20 protein-coding genes and 1 pseudogene are annotated in these 19,018 nt (G+C 59.2%); 6 read left to right on the top strand and 15 right to left on the bottom strand.

The window, feature by feature from the left end:
• The first annotated feature begins 180 nt into the window (after positions 1-180).
• A pseudogene (gene brxL, locus B7L72_RS06670) lies at positions 181-2,264 on the top strand (protease Lon-related BREX system protein BrxL).
• An 82-nt stretch (positions 2,265-2,346) separates the two neighbouring features.
• Positions 2,347-3,120: a DUF3750 domain-containing protein gene (locus tag B7L72_RS06665; RefSeq protein ID WP_081193345.1), complete on the top strand. Its 774-nt coding sequence runs from the start codon at positions 2,347-2,349 to the stop codon at positions 3,118-3,120.
• Here B7L72_RS06665 and B7L72_RS06660 read toward each other — a convergent pair whose 3' ends face one another.
• From B7L72_RS06660 to mntR, 7 genes are all read right to left on the bottom strand, one after another.
• On the bottom strand, positions 3,121-3,861 hold the full coding sequence (locus tag B7L72_RS06660) for an aspartate/glutamate racemase family protein (RefSeq protein ID WP_230478440.1): 741 nt from the start codon (positions 3,859-3,861) through the stop codon (positions 3,121-3,123). It lies immediately after the preceding gene.
• Positions 3,862-3,865: 4 nt separating this feature from the next.
• The gene (locus tag B7L72_RS06655; protein WP_016913684.1) at positions 3,866-5,170 is read right to left on the bottom strand and encodes a TRAP transporter large permease; all 1,305 of its coding nucleotides are present in this window, start codon (positions 5,168-5,170) and stop codon (positions 3,866-3,868) included.
• Positions 5,167-5,739, bottom strand: a complete 573-nt coding sequence (locus tag B7L72_RS06650) for a TRAP transporter small permease subunit (protein ID WP_016913685.1) — start codon at positions 5,737-5,739, stop codon at positions 5,167-5,169. Before B7L72_RS06650 ends, B7L72_RS06655 begins: the two co-directional genes overlap by 4 nt.
• A gap of 18 nt (positions 5,740-5,757) precedes the next feature.
• On the bottom strand, positions 5,758-6,345 hold the full coding sequence (gene dctP / locus B7L72_RS18890) for a TRAP transporter substrate-binding protein DctP (protein WP_254893770.1): 588 nt from the start codon (positions 6,343-6,345) through the stop codon (positions 5,758-5,760).
• Between the two features lie 3 nt (positions 6,346-6,348).
• Positions 6,349-6,795 (bottom strand): hypothetical protein, encoded by a 447-nt coding sequence (locus B7L72_RS18885; RefSeq protein WP_016913687.1) that lies wholly within the window; start codon positions 6,793-6,795, stop codon positions 6,349-6,351.
• A 289-nt stretch (positions 6,796-7,084) separates the two neighbouring features.
• Positions 7,085-7,933 carry a MurR/RpiR family transcriptional regulator gene (locus B7L72_RS06640; protein WP_081193343.1) on the bottom strand — a complete coding sequence of 283 codons (849 nt, stop codon included), beginning with the start codon at positions 7,931-7,933 and terminating at the stop codon, positions 7,085-7,087.
• 75 nt (positions 7,934-8,008) lie between these two features.
• The gene (gene mntR / locus B7L72_RS06635; protein ID WP_081137246.1) at positions 8,009-8,485 is read right to left on the bottom strand and encodes a manganese-binding transcriptional regulator MntR; all 477 of its coding nucleotides are present in this window, start codon (positions 8,483-8,485) and stop codon (positions 8,009-8,011) included.
• A 152-nt stretch (positions 8,486-8,637) separates the two neighbouring features.
• Between mntR and B7L72_RS06630 the strand changes: the two genes are divergently transcribed.
• Genes B7L72_RS06630 through B7L72_RS06620 form a run of 3 tightly spaced genes read left to right on the top strand, consistent with a single transcriptional unit; the run spans position 8,638 to position 11,333 of the window.
• The gene (locus B7L72_RS06630; protein WP_026001670.1) at positions 8,638-9,558 is read left to right on the top strand and encodes a metal ABC transporter substrate-binding protein; all 921 of its coding nucleotides are present in this window, start codon (positions 8,638-8,640) and stop codon (positions 9,556-9,558) included.
• 6 nt (positions 9,559-9,564) lie between these two features.
• The gene (locus B7L72_RS06625) at positions 9,565-10,389 is read left to right on the top strand and encodes a metal ABC transporter ATP-binding protein (RefSeq protein ID WP_081193341.1); all 825 of its coding nucleotides are present in this window, start codon (positions 9,565-9,567) and stop codon (positions 10,387-10,389) included.
• Positions 10,390-10,403: 14 nt separating this feature from the next.
• A complete protein-coding gene (locus tag B7L72_RS06620; protein WP_303245520.1) occupies positions 10,404-11,333 on the top strand; it encodes a metal ABC transporter permease in 930 nt (309 codons plus the stop codon).
• Here the strand turns inward: B7L72_RS06620 and B7L72_RS06615 are convergent.
• The 7 genes from B7L72_RS06615 to B7L72_RS06590 all read right to left on the bottom strand — a co-directional run bounded on the left by B7L72_RS06615 (position 11,330) and on the right by B7L72_RS06590 (position 16,533).
• Positions 11,330-11,737: a CBS domain-containing protein gene (locus B7L72_RS06615; RefSeq protein WP_016913693.1), complete on the bottom strand. Its 408-nt coding sequence runs from the start codon at positions 11,735-11,737 to the stop codon at positions 11,330-11,332. The two genes, B7L72_RS06620 and B7L72_RS06615, sit on opposite strands and share 4 nt — an antisense overlap.
• Before the next feature lie 2 nt (positions 11,738-11,739).
• Complete coding sequence (locus B7L72_RS06610; protein WP_016913694.1) at positions 11,740-12,099, bottom strand: P-II family nitrogen regulator; 360 nt, start codon at positions 12,097-12,099, stop codon at positions 11,740-11,742.
• On the bottom strand, positions 12,089-12,877 hold the full coding sequence (gene umpB / locus B7L72_RS06605) for a Na,Li,K/H(+) antiporter subunit UmpB (RefSeq protein WP_081193337.1): 789 nt from the start codon (positions 12,875-12,877) through the stop codon (positions 12,089-12,091). Before umpB ends, B7L72_RS06610 begins: the two co-directional genes overlap by 11 nt.
• A complete protein-coding gene (locus tag B7L72_RS06600) occupies positions 12,874-13,641 on the bottom strand; it encodes a DUF1538 domain-containing protein (protein WP_016913696.1) in 768 nt (255 codons plus the stop codon). The genes umpB and B7L72_RS06600 overlap by 4 nt, the downstream gene beginning before the upstream one ends.
• Before the next feature lie 103 nt (positions 13,642-13,744).
• Positions 13,745-13,873 carry a hypothetical protein gene (locus tag B7L72_RS18880; protein WP_254893766.1) on the bottom strand — a complete coding sequence of 43 codons (129 nt, stop codon included), beginning with the start codon at positions 13,871-13,873 and terminating at the stop codon, positions 13,745-13,747.
• Positions 13,870-15,078: an MFS transporter gene (locus B7L72_RS06595; protein WP_081193335.1), complete on the bottom strand. Its 1,209-nt coding sequence runs from the start codon at positions 15,076-15,078 to the stop codon at positions 13,870-13,872. Before B7L72_RS06595 ends, B7L72_RS18880 begins: the two co-directional genes overlap by 4 nt.
• Before the next feature lie 63 nt (positions 15,079-15,141).
• Complete coding sequence (locus B7L72_RS06590) at positions 15,142-16,533, bottom strand: GntP family permease (RefSeq protein WP_081193333.1); 1,392 nt, start codon at positions 16,531-16,533, stop codon at positions 15,142-15,144.
• 295 nt (positions 16,534-16,828) lie between these two features.
• Here B7L72_RS06590 and B7L72_RS06585 point away from each other — a divergent pair, with 295 nt between their 5' ends.
• Entirely contained in the window at positions 16,829-18,175 is a 1,347-nt protein-coding gene (locus B7L72_RS06585) for a Na+/H+ antiporter family protein (protein ID WP_081193331.1), read from the top strand.
• A gap of 71 nt (positions 18,176-18,246) precedes the next feature.
• Here B7L72_RS06585 and B7L72_RS06580 read toward each other — a convergent pair whose 3' ends face one another.
• Positions 18,247-18,981 carry an RNA methyltransferase gene (locus B7L72_RS06580; protein WP_062360679.1) on the bottom strand — a complete coding sequence of 245 codons (735 nt, stop codon included), beginning with the start codon at positions 18,979-18,981 and terminating at the stop codon, positions 18,247-18,249.
• Positions 18,982-19,018: the final 37 nt, after the last annotated feature.

The raw sequence follows: 19,018 nt of genomic DNA, 5'->3' as shown, positions 1-19,018 counted from the left end.
GACCGTAAGAATGACTACTTCCTGGTGCTGCGCGATAAAGACCTGGGCACCGAGCGGGAGCGCTACCGGGTGGTGATCGATCTCGCGTTTACGGATGATTTTTTCTAAGCCCGTCATCAGCGGGGAAGCTTTTGTGTTTGTGCATTGTGCTTTTTTCGTCGTTCAGGAGTGACCGCCCACATGGATTTTGACTCATCTTCCGCCACGCACGTGACCGATGCCCTTCAGGACGCCGATCTGGATACGCTGCTCAACACGCACTTTGCGGGCCGCGTGGTGCGTAAGGATCTCACCCAGCGCGTGAAAGAGGGCGCTAACGTGCCCGTGTACGTGCTGGAGTACCTGTTGGGTATGTACTGCGCCTCAGACGATGCGGAGGTGATCGCTACGGGATTGGAAAACGTCAAAGCGATTCTGACGGATAACTACGTTCGTCCGGATGAAGCGGAGAAAGTAAAATCCATCGTGCGTGAGCGCGGCAGCTTCAAGGTGATTGATCGTGTCGCGGTGCGCCTGAATGAGAAAAAGACCGCTATGAAGCCGCGTTCAGTAACCTGGGCATTAAGGATGCCGAAATCTCTGCAGGTATTGTTAAAGAGCACGAGAAGCTGCTGGTAGGCGGTATTTGGGTGATTGCCACGCTCAGCTACTTCCATGAAGAGGGGCAAACAAGCTCGCCGTTTGGCGTTAGCCTGCTCAAGCCGATTCAGATGCCCCACATGAATATGGACGAGCTGTTTGAAGGGCGGCGTGGGTTTACCAATACTCAATGGCGTGAAGTGCTGATTCGCTCGATTGGTATGGAACCTGCCGAGCTAGACGAAAGCGTACAGTGGCACCTGCTGGCCAGGATGATTCCGTTTGTCGAGAACAACTACAACGTTTGCGAGCTAGGGCCACGGGGCACTGGCAAAAGCCATATCTACAAAGAGTGTTCACCCAACAGCATTTTGGTCTCTGGCGGGCAAACCACGGTGGCTAACCTGTTCTATAACATGAGCTCACGGCGCATTGGCTTGGTGGGCATGTGGGATTTGGTAGCGTTCGATGAAGTGGCCGGTATCTCGTTCAAGGATAAGGATGGGGTGCAGATCATGAAGGATTACATGGCCTCTGGCTCTTTTGCCCGTGGGCGCGAACAGATGGAAGCCTCAGCCTCGATGGTGTTCGTCGGCAACATCAACCAAAGCGTGGAGTCGCTGGTAAAAACCAGCCACCTGCTGACGCCATTCCCCGATGCCATGATTGATGCCGCGTTCTTTGATCGCTTCCATGCCTATATTCCCGGCTGGGAAATCCCCAAGATGCGGCCCTCATTCTTCACTCAGCGCTATGGGTTTATCGTTGACTACCTGGCCGAATTCTTCCGTGAGATGCGCAAACGCAGCTTCGCTGATGCCATTGATCGCTACTTCTCTCTGGGCGACAACCTCAACCAGCGTGACGTGATCGCGGTACGTAAAACGGTGTCGGGCTTGCTGAAGCTGATGTTTCCCCATGGCGGCGGTTCACAAGGGCTGATGAAAGACGATGTACGGGATTGCCTGGAATACGCCATGCAGGTACGCCGCCGCGTGAAGGAGCAGCTGAAAAAGATTGGTGGCATGGAGTTCTACGATGTTCATTTCAGCTACATCGACAAAGAGACCTTGGAAGAGCACTTTGTGTCGGTGAAAGAGCAGGGCGGTGGCGGACTGATTCCAGAAGGCCAGGGCAAGCCAGGCGTGGTGCATACCATTGGTCTCAGCGATAAAGGCATGCCGGGGGTTTATCGCATCGAAATGCAGGTAACTGCAGGCAGCGGCAAGCTGGCCATGTCAGGGCTCTGGAACTCCACCGCCGCCAAAGAGCAGGTCAAAATGGCGTTTGATTACTTCAAGGCCAACGCCAGCCGTATCAGTGGTGCCCGTAAAGTGTTGGAGCATGATTTCCACCTTCATGTGGTTGACCTGCAAAATAGCGGTGTCCTGCGAGATCTCTCGCTCGCCAGCCTGGTCGCGTTCTCTTCAGGTCTGGTAGGTAAACCTACTCAGAGCCAAATGGTCGTGCTGGGCGATATGAGCCTAGGGGGCAGCCTAAAACCCGTCGAAAGCCTAGCAGAATGCCTGCAGGTTGCCTTTGATGCCGGTGGCAAGCGCGTCACCCTGCCCATGAGCAGCGCCATGGATATTCCTACCATCCCCGGAGAGCTGTTCACCAAGTTCCAGACCAGCTTCTACGCCGAACCGATTGATGCAGTGGTCAAAGCGCTTGGGGTGGATTAAGACAGGCAAATTAAAAATTTATCCATTAAGGATCAGTGTTTTAGAGGCGCTGTGTCTATATTGAAAACTCCACGGAAAGCTCATGAAAACTCTACTGCGTTGGATAGCGGGCGTGGTGGTGCTGTTGGCCGGGCCCGCCTGGATGTTGGCCAGTAACCAGGTGGTTACCGATGGCCACTGGTCGAATCTGGACCGCTCATCGGCGGGGTTGGCCCCAGACCCTGACGCCCATCCCGAGGCGGTGGTGCAAGTGTACGCTGCACGGGCGTATCACTGGCGGGGCGCGTTTGGGGTGCATATCTGGGTGGCTACCAAAGCTGACAATGCCAGCGACTACCGCCTGCACCAGGTGCTCAGTTGGCGTAGGCCCACCGTGGTGTCGAGCACCGATACGCCGGATCGGGCGTGGTTTGGCCATGCGCCCGAACTGCTGGCCGATTACCGCGGCGATGAAGCGGGGCAGTTGATTACCCAGATAGAAGAGGCGATTGGCCGTTACCCTCAGGCCGATTTATACCGGGTGTGGCCCGGCCCCAACAGCAACAGTTTCATCGCATGGCTTACCCGCGAAGTGGAGGGCCTGGCGGTGGCGTTGCCGGTCACCGCCGTGGGCAAGGATTTCCTGTTCGATAGCGTAGTAGCCCCTGTGCCCAGCGGCACCGGGTATCAGTTTTCGCTGGGCGGGGTGTTGGGGTTGATGCTGGCGCTGGAAGAGGGCGTGGAGCTCAACGTGCTGGGCACGAGCCTGGGCGTCGATATTCTCAGGCCGGCCTTGAAGCTGCCTGGCGTGGGCCGGGTGGGCCTGCCTGCTCGGGTGCTGGGGAATGCTGCCGAGCAGGCAGAGCCGCAGGGGTGATCAACCTGCTGGAGCCTCGGCGCTCAACGCTGGAAAAGGAGCGTGCACGTAGCGGATGGCGTCGCTTAGCCCGTCCGTAATATCGACGCCATACCGCTCACTCAGCAGAGCCGCTCGTCCCACGAAGGCGCCGGAGCCCAGCACGATGGCATTGGCACCCTGTTCGAGCGAACTCACGATGGCGTCATGCAAGCGCTGTTCGGCCTGCGGCGTGCGGGCCGCAGTTTCCGATACCCCCATGCCAGTGGCCACGATCCGGCAGCGCACGTCCAGGCCATAGCCACGGCTCAGCGCGCGGATGGTTTCCACGGCGCCCTCGAACGTGGTGATGACGGTGAAGGGGCGGTCATGCTGGCCAGCGGCACGCATGCCTGCCTCGGCTAGGCTCACCACTGGGCGCTGTGTTGCATCGCGCAGTTCTTGAACCGCCAGATCATCGAAGCAGGCCATGATGTAGCCAACGTCGTCGGCGGACTGGCGCTGTTGGATCAGCGCCATGACCTCCCGAGTGGCGGTGGCCTTGTGCGCTGCATTTTCGATGGCGATAGGCCCCGCCAGTGGATTGGTGACCTCCATTTGAACCCCTTCAGGCGAGCACTGCCGTACCAGGCGGCGTATTTCCCGGGTGACCTGGGGATTGGTATTGGGGTTGATGACCAGAATGCGCGGGGTATCGGTTCGCGACGCTTGGCACATGCTGCCGATGGGGGCTGTATGGCTGGGTCCAGTCTTGTTCGTCATTGCCTCAACGCCCCGCCAGAAGGTCGGGTAGCCACATGACGATGTCTGGCCAAATCATGATGGCAAAGGTGAACAACACCATGATGCCCACGAAGGGAATCGACCCCATGATGACGTCGTTGAAGCTGCCGCCATCCTTGCGCACGCCCTGAACCACGAACAGGTTCATGCCCACCGGTGGTGTGATGAGGGCGATCTCGCACATCAGCACGATGAAGATCCCAAACCAGGTGGGGTCGATCCCCACCGCCATGACCATGGGCACGGTAATGGGTACGGTCAGCACCAGCATCGACATGGCGTCCATGAAGGTGCCCAGAATCACGTAAAACACGAACAGCACCAGCAGCAGCGTCACTGCCGTCAGGCCGAAGGAGGCGACCCACTGGGTAAGTGCCTGGGTAACCCCCAGCATCGAGATGGTGACGTTGAGCAGCAGGGCGCACATCAAGACGATGATCACCATGCCCGATGTTTTGGCCGCCTGCAGCGAGCAGTGAATCAACAGGTCCAGCGTCAGCTTGCCACCAACGGCGATGAAGCCAAGGGCGATGACCACGCCAATGGCGGCGGATTCGGTGGGGGTCGCCAGGCCGCCGTAGATGCTGCCCATGACCACGCCAAAGATGACCACGGGAGGAATCAGGTGCTTCGACAGCGACAGCTTGTCCTGAAGCGAGACATTGACCTCGACCAGCGATGCCTTGCCCGCCTTGCCGTGGGCGAGCCACAGGTAGAGCGAGAACAGCAGCGCCAGGGCAATGCCCGGTATCAACCCGGCAGCAAAGAGCTGGCTGACGGAGGTATTGGCCAGTTGGCCATACACCAGCAGGTTGATGCTGGGGGGAATGAGAATCCCCAGCGTGCCGCCCGCTGCCAGCGAGCCCAGCGAAGGACGAATGGGGTAGCGATACTGCTGGAGCGCCGGCAGGGCGATGGTGCCTACGGTGGCCGCGGTGGCCACCGAGGAGCCGGAGGTGGCGGAGAACAGCGTGCAGGTAGCGATATTGGTATGCAGCAAACCACCCGGCAGGCGATTGAACCACACCGCCAGCGCGGCATACATGCGGTCCGCGATGCCGCCGCGTAACAGCAGCTCCCCCAGCAGCATGAAGAGTGGAATGGCGAGCATCGACGGGCTGTTCAGGCTGCTCCAGACGACGCCGCCCATCATGTTCACCAGCGGGGCGCCGTACATCAGATAGCCGCCCGCCACGCCCACCAGCAAAATCGACACCGCCACTGGCAGGCTGAGCAGCATCAGGGCCAGCATAACCATGAACGCCCCTGCAATGACCGGAATACTCATGGCTGTGCTCCTTTTTCACGCTGCTCGAGATCGGCCAGTTCGGCTTCGAGTTCTTCACTGGCTGAAGCAGGGCCGAAGCGCTGGTTCAGTGCGGGCCAGTCTCGCCGGATCAGCAGGCGCAGGGCTTGCAGGGCCAGCAGGGCCGCGCTCGCCGCAAAGATGCCCATGGCCACCAGCCAGACCGACTGAGGGTAGATCAGCGGCGTGGCCCAAGGGGTTTGGGCGATGGAGCGGTAGTTGTGCGTGTCGAGTACGGTCTGCACGGTAAAGTACAGCAGGAAGGCCGCCAGCAGCCCCAACGAGAGGGCTGCCAGGGCATTGAGGATCGCTTTGACGGTGGTGGGCAGGCGCATGTGCAGCAGATTGATGCGAATATGCGACTGCTCGATCATGGCGACGCCGAAGGCCAGAGGCGCCGCCACCGCAATGGCGTAGCCTCCCAACTCATCGACGCCACCAAACGACAGCGAAAAGAATTTGCGAATCAGGGTCTCTATCGTGATCAGCACGGCCAGCAGTAGCATGAACGTGCCGAACAGGATCCCCATCAGGCGAGCACAAAAAGTCATACGGGTCTCCTGGTAACGTTACAGGCCAAGCTGAGCGCCGACCGTTTCGCGCCAGGTGGCTTCGCAGTCGGCGGCCACGTTATTGCACTGGGTGGCCCATAGTGGCAGGGACACTTCCTCTACTGCGGCGGTGACGGCAGCCAGATCGGCGTCGGAAACGGCGACTTCGGTCAGCGCATACTGGTTGCCGAACTCGCAGGGCGACTCACCGGCGTTACAGCGCATGGCATCTTCGTAAAGCGCTTCGGAGTAGCTCCAGATGTCGTCGCTGAGCTCGGCAATGGCCGTTTCCAGCTGAGACTGCTGGGTCTCATCCAGGCGGTTCCAGGTGTCCAGGTTGATGGCGTAGCCATTGATGGCCAGCTGCAGAGCGATGGGCAGCACGGTGGTCGTTGCCTCTGGCCAGCCGCCGGCGTTGGCCGAGGCAGGGCCGGTGATGCCGCAATCCACGACGCCCCGAGAGAGCGCTTGTTGCACGTCGCCGAAGGGCATCGAAATGCCGGTGGCGCCCAATTGGCCAATGAAGTTGGCTGCGCTCTGGTCACCCACCCGTACGCGCAGGCCTCTCAAGTCCTCCAGGCCGGAAATCTCCTTGTTGCAGAAGATGACCTAGGGTCCGGCAGGCCATACGCCCAATAACTTGGCGTTGAAGCGGGACTGCAGGCGTGAATCCACATAATCATAAAAGGCCATGACGTTGTCCCGGCCAGTCTCGAAACTGGTGTTCAGGCCGATCAGGTCCATCCCGAGCACCGAGGGCTCGTCACGGCTGACCTGGGGGCCGCGCAGCGAGACGATGTCGAAAAGACCGGAGTTGAGGATGCGTAGCCCGTCCGTATCGGGAATGCCTGCCACATCTACCGGAATGTACTGAACCGTGGCTTCCAGGCCGCTGTGCTCGGCGAAATTTTCGAAGAAGGGGCGCTCCTTGTTCTGGGCAATCAGCCCCGAACCGGCAGGTTGGCCGAGCACTTTGAGAGACAGCGTATCGGCGTTGGCGGCGCTGCCGATCACAGCGGCGGAAAGGGCGGTCATGAGAAGAGTGCGCTTGAACATGGAGGCTTCCTGTTATCTGTAGTGGGTGCGATGTGGTACGCCAGGCTGGGCGTGTTGCTCACCGCGCATCCTGCGCAGCGTTTGTTAAGTAGATCCATATTTCATGCCGCAAGAGCTATGAAATTTAAATTTCATATATAAAACAGGCGGAAACCACGCGTTGCCCGAAAAATGGGGTAACACGACATGGGGCGTGAGAGACAAAAATGCACCTTGAAAGTGCATGTTGATGGGGTGATGAACTAGAAGAGTGCTTCAGTAAAAGCAGGCGCTCGTCGAAATGGCTCGATTAAAGCTCTTCAAAGCGGTCGTTGAGGGTTTCGATGCGGCTCAAACGCTGCCGCGAGGCGTCTCCGGCCAGCTCGATGGTGCGCATGATCAGCAGATGACAGAGGGTCATGACCGCAGTGTGATTGAACAGCGGCCCGGAAGCGTGCGTATGGCAGCGAAAATGCCAGGTAGCGGAAGGGTGGGGCTCCGTGCCTTCATCGGTGATATACACCAGCGAGGCCCCGCACTCCCTGGCGCTGCTCAGCAGCTGTTCGGTCGTCGCAACTCGGCGCCGCAACCCCAGCACGATGACGCTGTCTTCCGGGCCAATGTCGGCAAGGTGCTCGCCCAGGGTTTCGCCAGGGCCGGGAGTGGCGGCGATGTCTCCGGTCACTTGCAACAGCTGCCAGCGCAGGTAGTCGGCTAGCGGGCGGCTGGCGCGATAGCCAACGACCCAGATTTTACGTGCCGCCAGCCATGCATGGGCGACGGCGTCGATATCGGTCTGGGTGATGGCGGCAAAGGTTCTGTCCAGGTTGTCCTTGCTGAAGGTCAGCCCCTGGGCAAGCCAGGATTCGGATTGGCCGAGACGCTGAGCGGGGAGAAACAGGCGCGACCCCGTCGTCTGCTCTTCGCGGGCATGCCTGCGTGCGGCTTCGTAATTGTCATAACCCAAGCGCCTGACGAAACGCGATACCGTCGCCTTGGAAACTTTTGCAAAGCGTGCCAGCTCCTGGGCATTGTAGCTGGCCAACTCGCCGGGAAAGTCGCAGACGAATTCACCCAGCCGCCGCTCTGCCGGATGCAGGGAGGGCAGTGCATGGCGAACACGGGCAAGAAAGGAGCGTTCTTTCGAAGCGGGCGGCATGACAGTATCCTGAAACCACGATTTCTTGAATGATGCGGGTTATCAGGCGTCAGGACAAGATAGCTGCGCCAGCCGTCACTGCGGCTGCTGCTCGGTGAAGCGCTTCATAATGGCCAGGGTCGTATCACTCACGTGGTGCTCCATGCCTTCGGCATCGATGCGCGCGGTGCTGTCTTCGACGCCCAGAGCGCGCAGAAAATGCAGCACGATGTCGTGCCGAGCGCGGGAGGTTTCGGCCATTTTCTGGCCTTCCTCGGTCAGAAACAGCGAGCGGTAAGGCTGGCTGGTGACGAGCCCCAGCTCGTTGAGTCGCCGAATCATCTTCGACACGGTGGCCTGGCTGACGGCCATGCGGTTGGCGATGTCTGCGGCTCGGGCCTCACCGCGGTGACGCAACAGATCACCGATCAGCTCCACGTAATCTTCGATGAGCTCGGTTTCATGAGCGTTGCGCACGGTTTCATACTGCTGAGCGTGCTGCTCCACTGGCGGTAGGGCGTCACCGCTTTTCTCACATGAGGCAGGAGCGCGCCGCGGGTCGTGATCACTCATTGGCAATATTTATCAAGGTTAGTGGCATCGTTGATTGGTGATGGTAGCGCATTTTGGCGGATAATTGTTAGCCAAGGCTAAACTATTTGCACTTGGCTTTTTCTTTGAGCTACAGTGATATCACAAGTGAGCTTACACGGGAGCAGTTGACGATGGCGAAATCTTACGGATGGATGTTGATGGGGGCTTCTTTGGCCTTTGGTGCGAGCACGTCTTCAGCGTATGCCAACGAGCTGTTGCAACCGCCTATCAACGTGGCCGTCACTTTTTCGGTGCTGGGCGATCTGGTTCAACGGGTGGCGGGTGACGATGCCGAAGTGACCGTGCTGACCCCGATCAATGCGGAAGTGCATGAATGGGAGCTGACACCGGATAATTTTGCGGCCCTCGAGAATGCCGATATGGTCTTCTACAACGGTTACCAGCTGGAGCAGTGGATGCGCCAGGTGGAAGCCACGGTATCGCAGGGCGTGCCCGTGCTAGCGGTGGCCGAGGCATCCGGCTATCCCACTCAATCGATTGCGATTGGTGAAATGGAAGGGGACATTGACCCGCATCTGTGGATGGACCCGCGGGCCGCCAGCGCCTACGTGCAGGCCATCGCCAACGCCCTGGAAGAGCGCTTGCCGCAGCAGGCCGAAGAGATTCACCAGCGTGCCAGCGCGCTGGAAGACGAGCTGCACGCACTGTATGTCGAGCTGCAGGAGACCCTGGAGGTGATTCCCGACGATCGGCGCCTGCTGCTGACTAGCGAGGCAGCGTTTCTTTACTTTGCCGATGCCTTTCACTTCAAGCACGACGGTATCTGGGGCACCAATGCCGAAACCGAAGGCTCTCCACGCCAGCTGATGCGCATTATCGATTTGATCAATGAGCGTCAGCCCGCCGCACTGTTCTGGGAAAGCACCATTTCTGACCGTCATGTGACCAGTATTGCCCGAGATACGGGGCTGCCGGTGGCAGGGCCACTTTACGTGGACTCGCTCAGCGAGCCGGACGGTGTGGCGGGTGACTACTTTGCCATGCAGCGCCACAATGCCGAACTGCTGCGCCGTTATCTGGGTGTCGAGTAGGTCATCATGAACAGTGCTTCGTCACTACCTCCGGCGGCCATTGAGGTATCGGGGGTCTATGCCGCCTATCAGCGCCAGCCGGTGCTCGAAAACATTCAGCTGAGCTTGCCGGCGGGGCGTTGGACGGCTATCGTCGGGCCGAACGGGGCTGGCAAGTCGACGCTGTTTCATGTGCTGACCGGTAGCATGAAGCCGCTGCGTGGCCAGGTGATGGCGTTCGGAGAGCCCATTCAGCGGCGTCGCAAAGCTGGCGGTATCGCCTATATGGCGCAACGTGAAGCGATCGAGTGGGACTTTCCGATCTCGGTATGGGACACCGTAATGACGGCGCGCTACGGCCACATGCGCCATGACCCTCTATGGCGGCGTCTGCTGCCTGGGCGTTGGCAGGCTCTGAGCCACCGTGACGTCGTGGGCAAGGCGCTGCAGGACGTGAATATGCTGGACATGGCCGAGCGTCCCATTGGGGCGCTGTCGGGCGGCCAGAAAAAACGTGTGCTGTTGGCCAGGGCGCTGGCCCAGCAGGCCAGTATCCTGTTGTTGGACGAACCGCTGGCGGGCGTTGATCCGCCCAGCGAGCAGCTGATTCTTGATGTGCTCAAGCGGGAGCGAGAAGCGGGCAGGACCATTGTCATGGTGACCCATGACATGCCGGGAGCGCGCCGCTATGTGGATCACGTGGTGCTGATCAACCGCTTCATCCGCGGGGCGGGGCCCCCGGATGAAATGCTCAGCGACCGCAGGCTGGCCGAACTGGCGGTGAGCGCCCAGCCAGCGCCAGATTCTTTTACCATGCAACAGACCAGTGCTCCTGCTTTGATGCCTCAATAACGGTCAATTTTAACATGTTAGATACACTGGATAGCATGGCCAGCGCGCTGATCGCTGGCCTGCTGGCGGCGCTGATGGTGCCCATCAATCTGTTACCCGACGCCATTTCCGATGCGTTTCAGTACGCCTTCATGCAGCGTGCGCTGCTGACCTCGATGCTGGTGGGCGCCATTTGCGGTCTGCTCTCCTGCTATGTGGTGCTCAAGCGCTGGTCGCTGCTGGGGGATGCGATTTCCCACGCGGTGTTGCCTGGCGTGGCGATTGCCTACCTGCTGGGGCTGCCGTTTTTCATCGGAGCTTTCGTGACGGGGGCGCTGACGTCGTTGGGTATCGGTGCCATCGAGCGCCATACCCGCATCAAGTCGGACGCGGCCATGGGCATCATGTTCACCGGCGCTTTTGCGCTGGGCATCGTGCTGATCAGCAAGATGGCCTCCAGCACGCACCTGATGCATATCCTGTTCGGCAACGTGCTGGGCGTACAGCAATCGGCACTGATGCTCACGCTGGTCGCCAGCGTCGTGGCGCTGCTGGTGATATGGCTCGCCTTCAGGCCGCTGATGCTCTACGCCTTCGACCCCACGCAGGCCCAGGCGCTGGGATTCAATACCAGCGTCATTCATTACGGCCTGATTCTGCTGCTGACCCTGACTATCGTGGCAAGCCTGGAAACCGTAGGCATCATTCTGGTCGTTGCGATGCTGATCACCCCTGGCGCCACCGCCCACCTGCTGACCGACCGTTTCACAACGATGCTGTTGATTTCGACCAGCGTCGGTGTGGGGTCGGCGGTGCTGGGGCTATGGCTCTCTTATGCCTTCGATGTGGCTTCGGGAGGCACCATCGTCCTGGTCGCCACCAGCTGCTTCTTCCTGGCGCTACTGTTTTCTCCTCGGCATGGCGTGCTGATGCGGCGCTGGCGGCATCGCCAACTAGGACGTTAAGAGGATGCCCACCCGGTCACGATACAGGAGTAATCCACTATGCCAAGGACCTGGTGTTGTTGATTAGTGACCGGGGCTAGCGAAAGGCCAAATTGACCAAATAGCCGAGCACAGTTACGTATGCTCATTTCGGGGCGGACGCTGATGACCGGCTTGGTCATGATTTCGTACAGGCTGACGCGTTCTGTCGAGCGATTCGCCGCCAGTACCTTTTTGGCAATGTCCGTTGCGAGCACTATTCCATGCTCATCGGTTGCGTCACGTGGTTGTATGATCAAGACGTTAACGTTGTGTTTGCGCATCACGTCGATGCCTTCTGCAACCGTCAACAGGCCATCGACCAGCCTGTATTGTGAGTGCATGATCGTTTCTGCCGTTGGTATGGCACTTTGATGCTCTAACATGCTCACTCCCTGTCTGCTGGCTGACCAAGCACCTCGGTCAGTGATTTGATTTGATGCTGTACGCCCACGGCATCTTCAACGTCTATCTGAAACGCGATGCCAGTGCCTGGTGTCTCATCGAACTGACCTACCTCCGCGATGGACTCCAGAATGAGTCGGCTAATATGCTCTTCGGTCAGGAACAGGAGCACGTCCCGCTGAGCGGTGATTTCCATGCCAAAGATGCCGCGTGCTTTTTTGAGTCCTTCGCCCCTGGCATTATTGATGACGGTCGCTCCCGTTGCGCCCGCATCACGAGCCGCCTTGAGGACATCATCGGTCAAGTCGTCTTCAACCAGTGCTACGATGAGTTTAAAGCGCATTACGTTTTCCTTCGTTGGTTAACCTTACGCTGAGTCTGCGGTCTCTCCATTGAGCGATTTGGGCATAGCCCATCACCGTGATGATGGGAAACAGGCAGGCCAGCGCAATCATCCCAAAGCCATCCATGAGTGCGCTTCGCCCTGGAATAGAGGAAGCCAGGCCAAGCCCCAGAGCGGCGATAATAGGAACTGTTATCGTAGAAGTCGTCACGCCGCCGGAATCAAACGCGAGCGGAATAATGCTTTTTGGCGAGCGCAACGTTTGCAAGATCACCAACGTGTAGGCACCCAATACAAACCACTGTAGTGGCCAGCCCATGACAATACGCCAGGCCCCTAGCGTGATGCCGAAGGCCATGCCAAGTGCGACGGCGAGGCGCAATGTAAACGGTCGAATGGTGCCGCCGGATATTTCTCCAGCTTTGATAGACACTGCAATCAGCGAGGGTTCAGCGATGGTGGTGCTGGCGCCAATGGTAAAGGCAAAGATGTATACCCAGTAATAGTCGCTCCAGTGGCGCTGGGCGCCATCGGCGAGCCCGGGGAGAAAGTCAGCATTGGTCAGCTGGCCGGCCATGAGCTCTCCCATCGGAAACAGCGCTTGTTCCAGACCCACTAGAAAAAGTGATAATCCTACCCAAACCATGACAAAGCCCACGATGACTTGCGGCAGGCGTTTCACACGTTTGCGGATGACAAGATATTGAAAACCAAAAATAATCGCGGCGATAGGAAAGATATCGAGTAGCGTACTCCAGAGCGTAATAAGCAAATTCATGGATTGATCCCCTTGACCAAATCGAGTCCAAAAATGCCAAAGAGCAACACAAAAATAATCGGCATGACGGAGGCGAAGGCAATCAAGCCAAAACCATCCAGCATGGGGTTGCGGCCCTTGATACTCGAGGCGAGACCGACTCCCAGGGCCGTTACCAGCGGCACAGTAATCGTCGATGTTGTGACGCCCCCAGAGTCGTATGCAATACCGACGAGTTCGCTGGGTGCAAAAAGGGTCAGCAGCATGACCAGCGCGTAGCCGCCAATAATCATCAAATGCAGCGGCCAGCCCTTGAAGATGCGCAATACGCCAAGCATGACGGCGGTGCCTACCGAGCAGGCAACAACCATTCGTAGCGTGAAAGCAAACGAGGCTTGTGACTCACCGGTGTTGGCAATCAGGCCCCCTGCAGCAACCACCTCGCCTGCACGAGCAGCCACTGCAATCAATGCTGGTTCAGCCACGGTGGAGCCAAACCCCAGAGCAAATGCGAACAGCAGTAGCCAGGCGATCGAGCCCTTGGCGACAAAGGCTCGAGCGAGGTTTTCTCCTAAAGGAAAAAGGCCAAGCTCCAGCCCTTTGATGAATAGTGTCAGGCCTACCACTACAAACAACAAGCCTATGATCAAGTCCAGGAAAGCCAGGCTTGCGGGTAGCGGCTGACCGATCACGACCAGCTGAAAAAAGGCCATGACAGCCACGACGGGCAGCAAATCCCGGAGGCTGTCTTTAAATTGATGAAGCAGTGAAGTGACGATATTCATGAAGTCTGGGGAAGTCCGTAAACGTCAGGGCAATGACTTGATATTAATCAAATGATCATGAAGCAGGCCTGATATGGCGCAAGCTTTGGGTCGAAAATACCGTTCAACACAAACGACTGCCCATCAACAGCAGGCCCGCATCCAGCGAGTGCCACCCCCACCAGGCAAGGGCACTTCCCCCGGCGATGGCCAGCGCCCCCAGCAGCGCTAGCGAAAGAGTCTGTGGTGTCATGGTGTCACCTGCTTGGGAGTGGTGCGTGCCAGCGGTTTTTCGCTGATGAACCAGTGCAAGGCGGCGGCCACCACGGAGAGCACGATGGCGATTTGCCAGACGGTATCGTAGTGACCGGTCATGTCATAAAGGTAGCCGCCTAGCCAGACGCCCATGAACGACCCCAACTGGTGGAACAGAAACACGATGCCGCCCAGCATGGAGAGGTGTTTGACGCCAAACACCGACGCCACGATGCCGTTGGTCAGTGGCACGGTCGAGAGCCACAGCAAGCCCATGGCGATACCAAACGCGTAGGCACTGTAGGCGCTGAGGGGTGCGACCAGAAACGCGGTGATGACCACGCCTCGGATCAGGTACAGCCAGCTGAGCAAACGCGGCTTGGACCAGATTCCTCCCATCCAGCCTGCTGTATAGGTGCCCACGATGTTGAACAGCCCCACCAGGGCGAGAACGGTGGTACCCACTTGCACGGCAAGCCCGTTATCGAACAGGTAGCCCGGCAAGTGCACGGCAATGAACACCACCTGAAACCCGCACACGAAAAAGCCCAGGCAGAGCAGCCAGAAGCCTTTTTGCCCGGCGGCTTCGTTGAGCGCGTCGCGCAGGCTCAGGTCGCCTAGCGCATGGGGGCGTGGGCGATCCTTGAGCATGGCGCCCAGCGGAATCATTACGGCGGCAATCATGCCCATGGCCAGCAGGGCCGCCGACCAGCCCAGCCACTCGATCAGCCCCAGCGTGCCCGGCAGCATGGCGAACTGGCCAAACGAGCCCGCCGCACTGACGATCCCCATGGCCATGCTGCGCTTTTCGGCAGGCACCGCCCGCCCAACAGCGCCCAGGATCACCGAGAAGGTCGTGCCAGAGAGGCCGATCCCGATCAGCAGGCCAGCGCTCAGGGTCATGCCCAACGCGCTGGTGGAAAGACTCATGAAACACAGCCCCAGTACGTAGAGCACGCCCCCGGCCACGATGATTCTGGCCGCGCCGAAGCGGTCTGCCAGCGCGCCGGTGAAAGGCTGTGCCAGGCCCCACATCAAATTCTGAATGGCCAGTGCCAGGGCAAAGACCCCGCGCCCCCAGCCAAGCTCACTGCTCATGGGTTCGAGGAACAACCCGAAACCGTGGCGCAGCCCCATCGCCGTAGAGATGATGAGGCTGGCCAGCAGGATCAGCAGCAGGGAGGAGTGTCGTGTAAGGGCCATGACGGGTCTCGTTGTTGTTCGGTGGTTAACACGTTAACCAACTATCGCATGGCTTACGCGGCTTTAGAAGCTCCCAAACAGCGTCCCCAGGGTAATGACGGTGATCAGGGCCGCCACGGGTAGCACGATGGTCACCATGGCCACATTGGCATAGGACTGGCGGTGCGTCAGCCCGCAAATGGCCAGCAGCGTGATCACCGCCCCGGAGTGGGGTAGCGTGTCCATGCCGCCCGCCGCCAGGGTGGCGACACGGTGCATCAGTTCGGGATTGATCCCCGCCTGCTGTGCCATGGCCAGGTACTCATCACCCAGGGTTTGCAAGGCAATCGACAGGCCGCCCGATGAGGAGCCGGTAATGCCTGCCAGCACGCTCATGGCTACGGCTTCGGAAATCAGCGGGTTGCCGGAAACGTTGAGCACGGCATCACGGATGATCATGAAGCCTGCCAGGCTGGCAATCACTGCTCCATAGCCCACTTCGGAGGCGGTATTGAAAATTGGCAGCAGCGAGCCAAAGCAGCCCTGGTTGATGGTGTTTTTCAGATCCTTCCAATGATTCCAGCGGGTAATGATCAGCCATGCCGAGGCGCTCAGCAGCGAGATCAGGATCGCCCACAGGCCAGTCTGGCGGCTGGGGGTGATGTTCTCGAAAGCATCGCTGATATAGCTCAGATCCATGGCGGGGAAAACGCCATAGGTAAACAGCGCGTTCAGGCCGATGACCATGATCAGGGGAATCAAGGCCACTGCCAGGGGGAGCGTGGGGGCGGGCGAGTCGTCCTGCTGGGGGTCGACTTCACGCTCGGTATGCGTGCCATAGCCTTCGCCGTTGGCCGCCGCCTTGCGAACCCTGGACTGCAGATAGTAGGTGCCCAGGCCCAGCATGATAAGCCCGGCAATGATGCCCAATCCGGGAGCCGCAAAGCTGTTGGTGCCAAAGTAAGGAATGGGAATGGCATTCTGAATGGCTGGGGTGCCTGGCAGGGCCGTCATGGTAAAGGTAAAGGAACCCAGCGCGATGGACGCAGGTATGAGCCGCTTAGGCACATTGGCCTGACGGAAGAGCTCACGGCTGATGGGATAGATGGCAAAGGCCACCACGAACAGTGACACGCCACCGTAGGTCAGTACGGCACAGGCCATGACCACGGTCAGCACCACGTGATGCGTGCCCAGCCGCTTGACGATACCGTTGGAAATGGACTGCGCGGCACCGGAGTCGGCCATCAGTTGGCCGAACAGGGCGCCCAGCAGGAACAGCGGAAAGAACTGAGTGACGTAGTTACCCAGCGCCCGCATGAAGGTGTCGGTGTAAATGGGCAGCAGCAGGCCGCCATCACCGGAAAGCAGGACTGCCAGCGACGCCATGAGCGGTGCCAACAGCAGCACTGAGATGCCTCTGTAAGCCAGTAACATCAGCAGTATCAGGGAAATGAGAATGGCGAAAATGCCCATGCAGGCTCCTAAGGCATTGTTAAATTAGCAGTGCCGGTCATCAATGAAGGTCCCGATACTAGGAGAATTGTTGCATAGCAGCAAGAGCGCTGTGACTAAAGTCTTAGCCGCTGTGCCAGCGTACTCGGGGATCAGATAAGCCTGATGAAGGGCGCGCTATCTGCTAAAATCCGCCGCCTGGTTTTAAAGGCATGGTTTAAAAACCTGGTTTTAAGGGCCTGGTTTCAAGAACTTGGTTTTAAGAACCTGGTGAAGACTTCGTATTAAAGACGTTCCATTAGCTCTGGATATCTCCATGAATGCAGTCATTCTTGCAGTGCTCGTGATGGTGACGCTGTCACTTCTTCGTGTGTCGGTGGTGTTTGCCCTGGTGGTAGGGGCCCTGGTAGGAGGGCTGGCGGGTGGACTGTCGCTGGATGACACGCTCAGCGCTTTCAATGATGGTGTGGGAGGCGGTGCCCAGGTGGCGTTGGCCTACGCCACGCTGGGGGCCTTTGCGGTCGCTATTTCTCGCTCCGGCCTGCCGGATTTGCTGGCCACGCGGTTGATCAAGCTGTTGGGTAAGGAGGCCACGGCAGCGCATCAGGCGCGGGTGAAAATGCTGCTGCTGGGCGCCGTGTTGCTGGTGGCGATTTCTTCTCAAAACGCCATCCCGGTGCATATTGCGTTCATTCCCGTCCTGATTCCGCCGCTGCTGGTGGTCATGAACCGCTTGCAGCTGGACCGCCGCGCGGTTGCCTGTGCGCTCACTTTTGGTCTGACGGCACCCTATATGCTTCTGCCAGTGGGCTTTGGGGCCATCTTCCTGAACGACATACTGCTGGCCAACCTGAATAGCGCAGGGGCGGCGGCGGGGCTCGACATCACTCGGGGCATGGTGCCCATGGCCATGGCCATCCCCGTGGGCGGAATGGCCATCGGGCTGGTCGTCGCCCTGCTGTTCAGCTATCGCGGTCAGCGCCACTATGCCGCCAGGCCGCTGGCCGCGCCTGCGGGTGAGCAGGCGCATACGCCTGCCGAGCCTCATCGGCTGGGGTTGGTCATGTCGGGGGTCGCCATCGTGGCTGCGCTGGGCCTGCAGCTGTATACCGGTTCCATGATCGTGGGAGGCCTGGTGGGCATTGGCCTGCTGTCATTGGGGGGGATTTTCAAATGGCGTGAGGCCGATGATCTGTTCACCAGTGGCATGCGTATGATGGCACTCATCGGCTTCATCATGATTTCAGCGTCAGGCTTTGCCGAAGTGATGAAAGCCACGGGGGATATCGAGGCTCTGGTGGCGGGCGCCTTCGAGCTGTTTGGTGACAATCGCGGCCTGGCTGCGCTGGTCATGCTGCTGGTGGGACTGTTCATCACGCTGGGCATTGGTTCATCGTTTTCTACTATTCCGATCATTGCCGCCATTTTCGTCCCATTGGCGATTCAGTTCGGGTTTTCGCCCATGGCCACCGTGGCCTTGGTGGGCACCGCGGCGGCATTGGGCGATGCGGGCTCACCGGCATCGGACTCCACTTTGGGGCCCACTGCCGGTCTGAACGTGGACGGCCAGCATGACCATATGTGGGATAGCGTCGTGCCGACCTTCCTTCACTATAACCTTCCGCTGATTGCGTTTGGTTGGCTGGCGGCCATGTCGCTTTGATCTGCGCATCATCCGAAAAAGGCCGCCAAATGGCGGGCGGCCTTTTTTGTCAGGCGGTTGGCGTGCGCTGCTTACTGTTTGGGCAGGTGTGCCTCGAAGGCGCTCAGTAGCCCGCGGAGTAGCGATAATTCCTTGCGGCTTGGCTGGGCACGTGAGAACAGTGCCTGCAACTGCTCTTCGGTGCGTGCGTGGGGCTGGGTCAAAAAGCCGCTCTCGTGCATGAGCCGACCCAAGTGTTCCTGAAAGTAGCCAAACTGTTCACGACTGGGCGGCGCCGCTTCCAGGGGCCGTTGATAGACGAAATCACTGTCGTCGCGCCGTCGCCAGGCGCGATGCACTTCATAGGCAAGAATCTGCACGGCTTGCGAGAGATTCAAAATGCCGTAATCCGGATTGGCCGGTATGCTGACCTGGTGGGTGCAGCAGCGGATCTCGTCATTGGTCAGGCCGGAACGCTCGCGGCCAAACACCAGCGCCACGGGGGCTTGATGGGCATTGACGATGACCTGATGTGCCATGTCGTCCGGTTCGTCGAAGTGGGGGAGCGGCATGCTGCGTAATCGGGCACTGGCCCCGACCACTTGAACGCAGTCCTGCAGGGCGTCTTCCAGGGTGCTGACGCAGCGTGCGTTGTCCAGCACATCGGTAGCGCCCGCCGCCAGTCGAGTGGCCTCTTCGTCAGGAAAAGCGCGTGGGTTGACCAGCACCAGCTGGGTCAGGCCCATGGTTTTCATGGCGCGGGCGGTGGCGCCAATATTGCCGGGATGAAAGGTGTGTACCAGCACGATACGAATATTGGAAAGCACGGGACGTCGAACCTGAAAGCTGCCAAGAAGAAAGGGG

The sequence above is a fragment of the Halomonas sp. BC1 genome (assembly GCF_002078135.1).
GTDB classification, from domain to species: Bacteria; Pseudomonadota; Gammaproteobacteria; order Pseudomonadales; family Halomonadaceae; genus Vreelandella; species Vreelandella stevensii.
The sequence above is the reverse complement of the archived record's forward strand: the minus strand, read 5'-3'. Positions and strand labels throughout refer to the sequence as shown.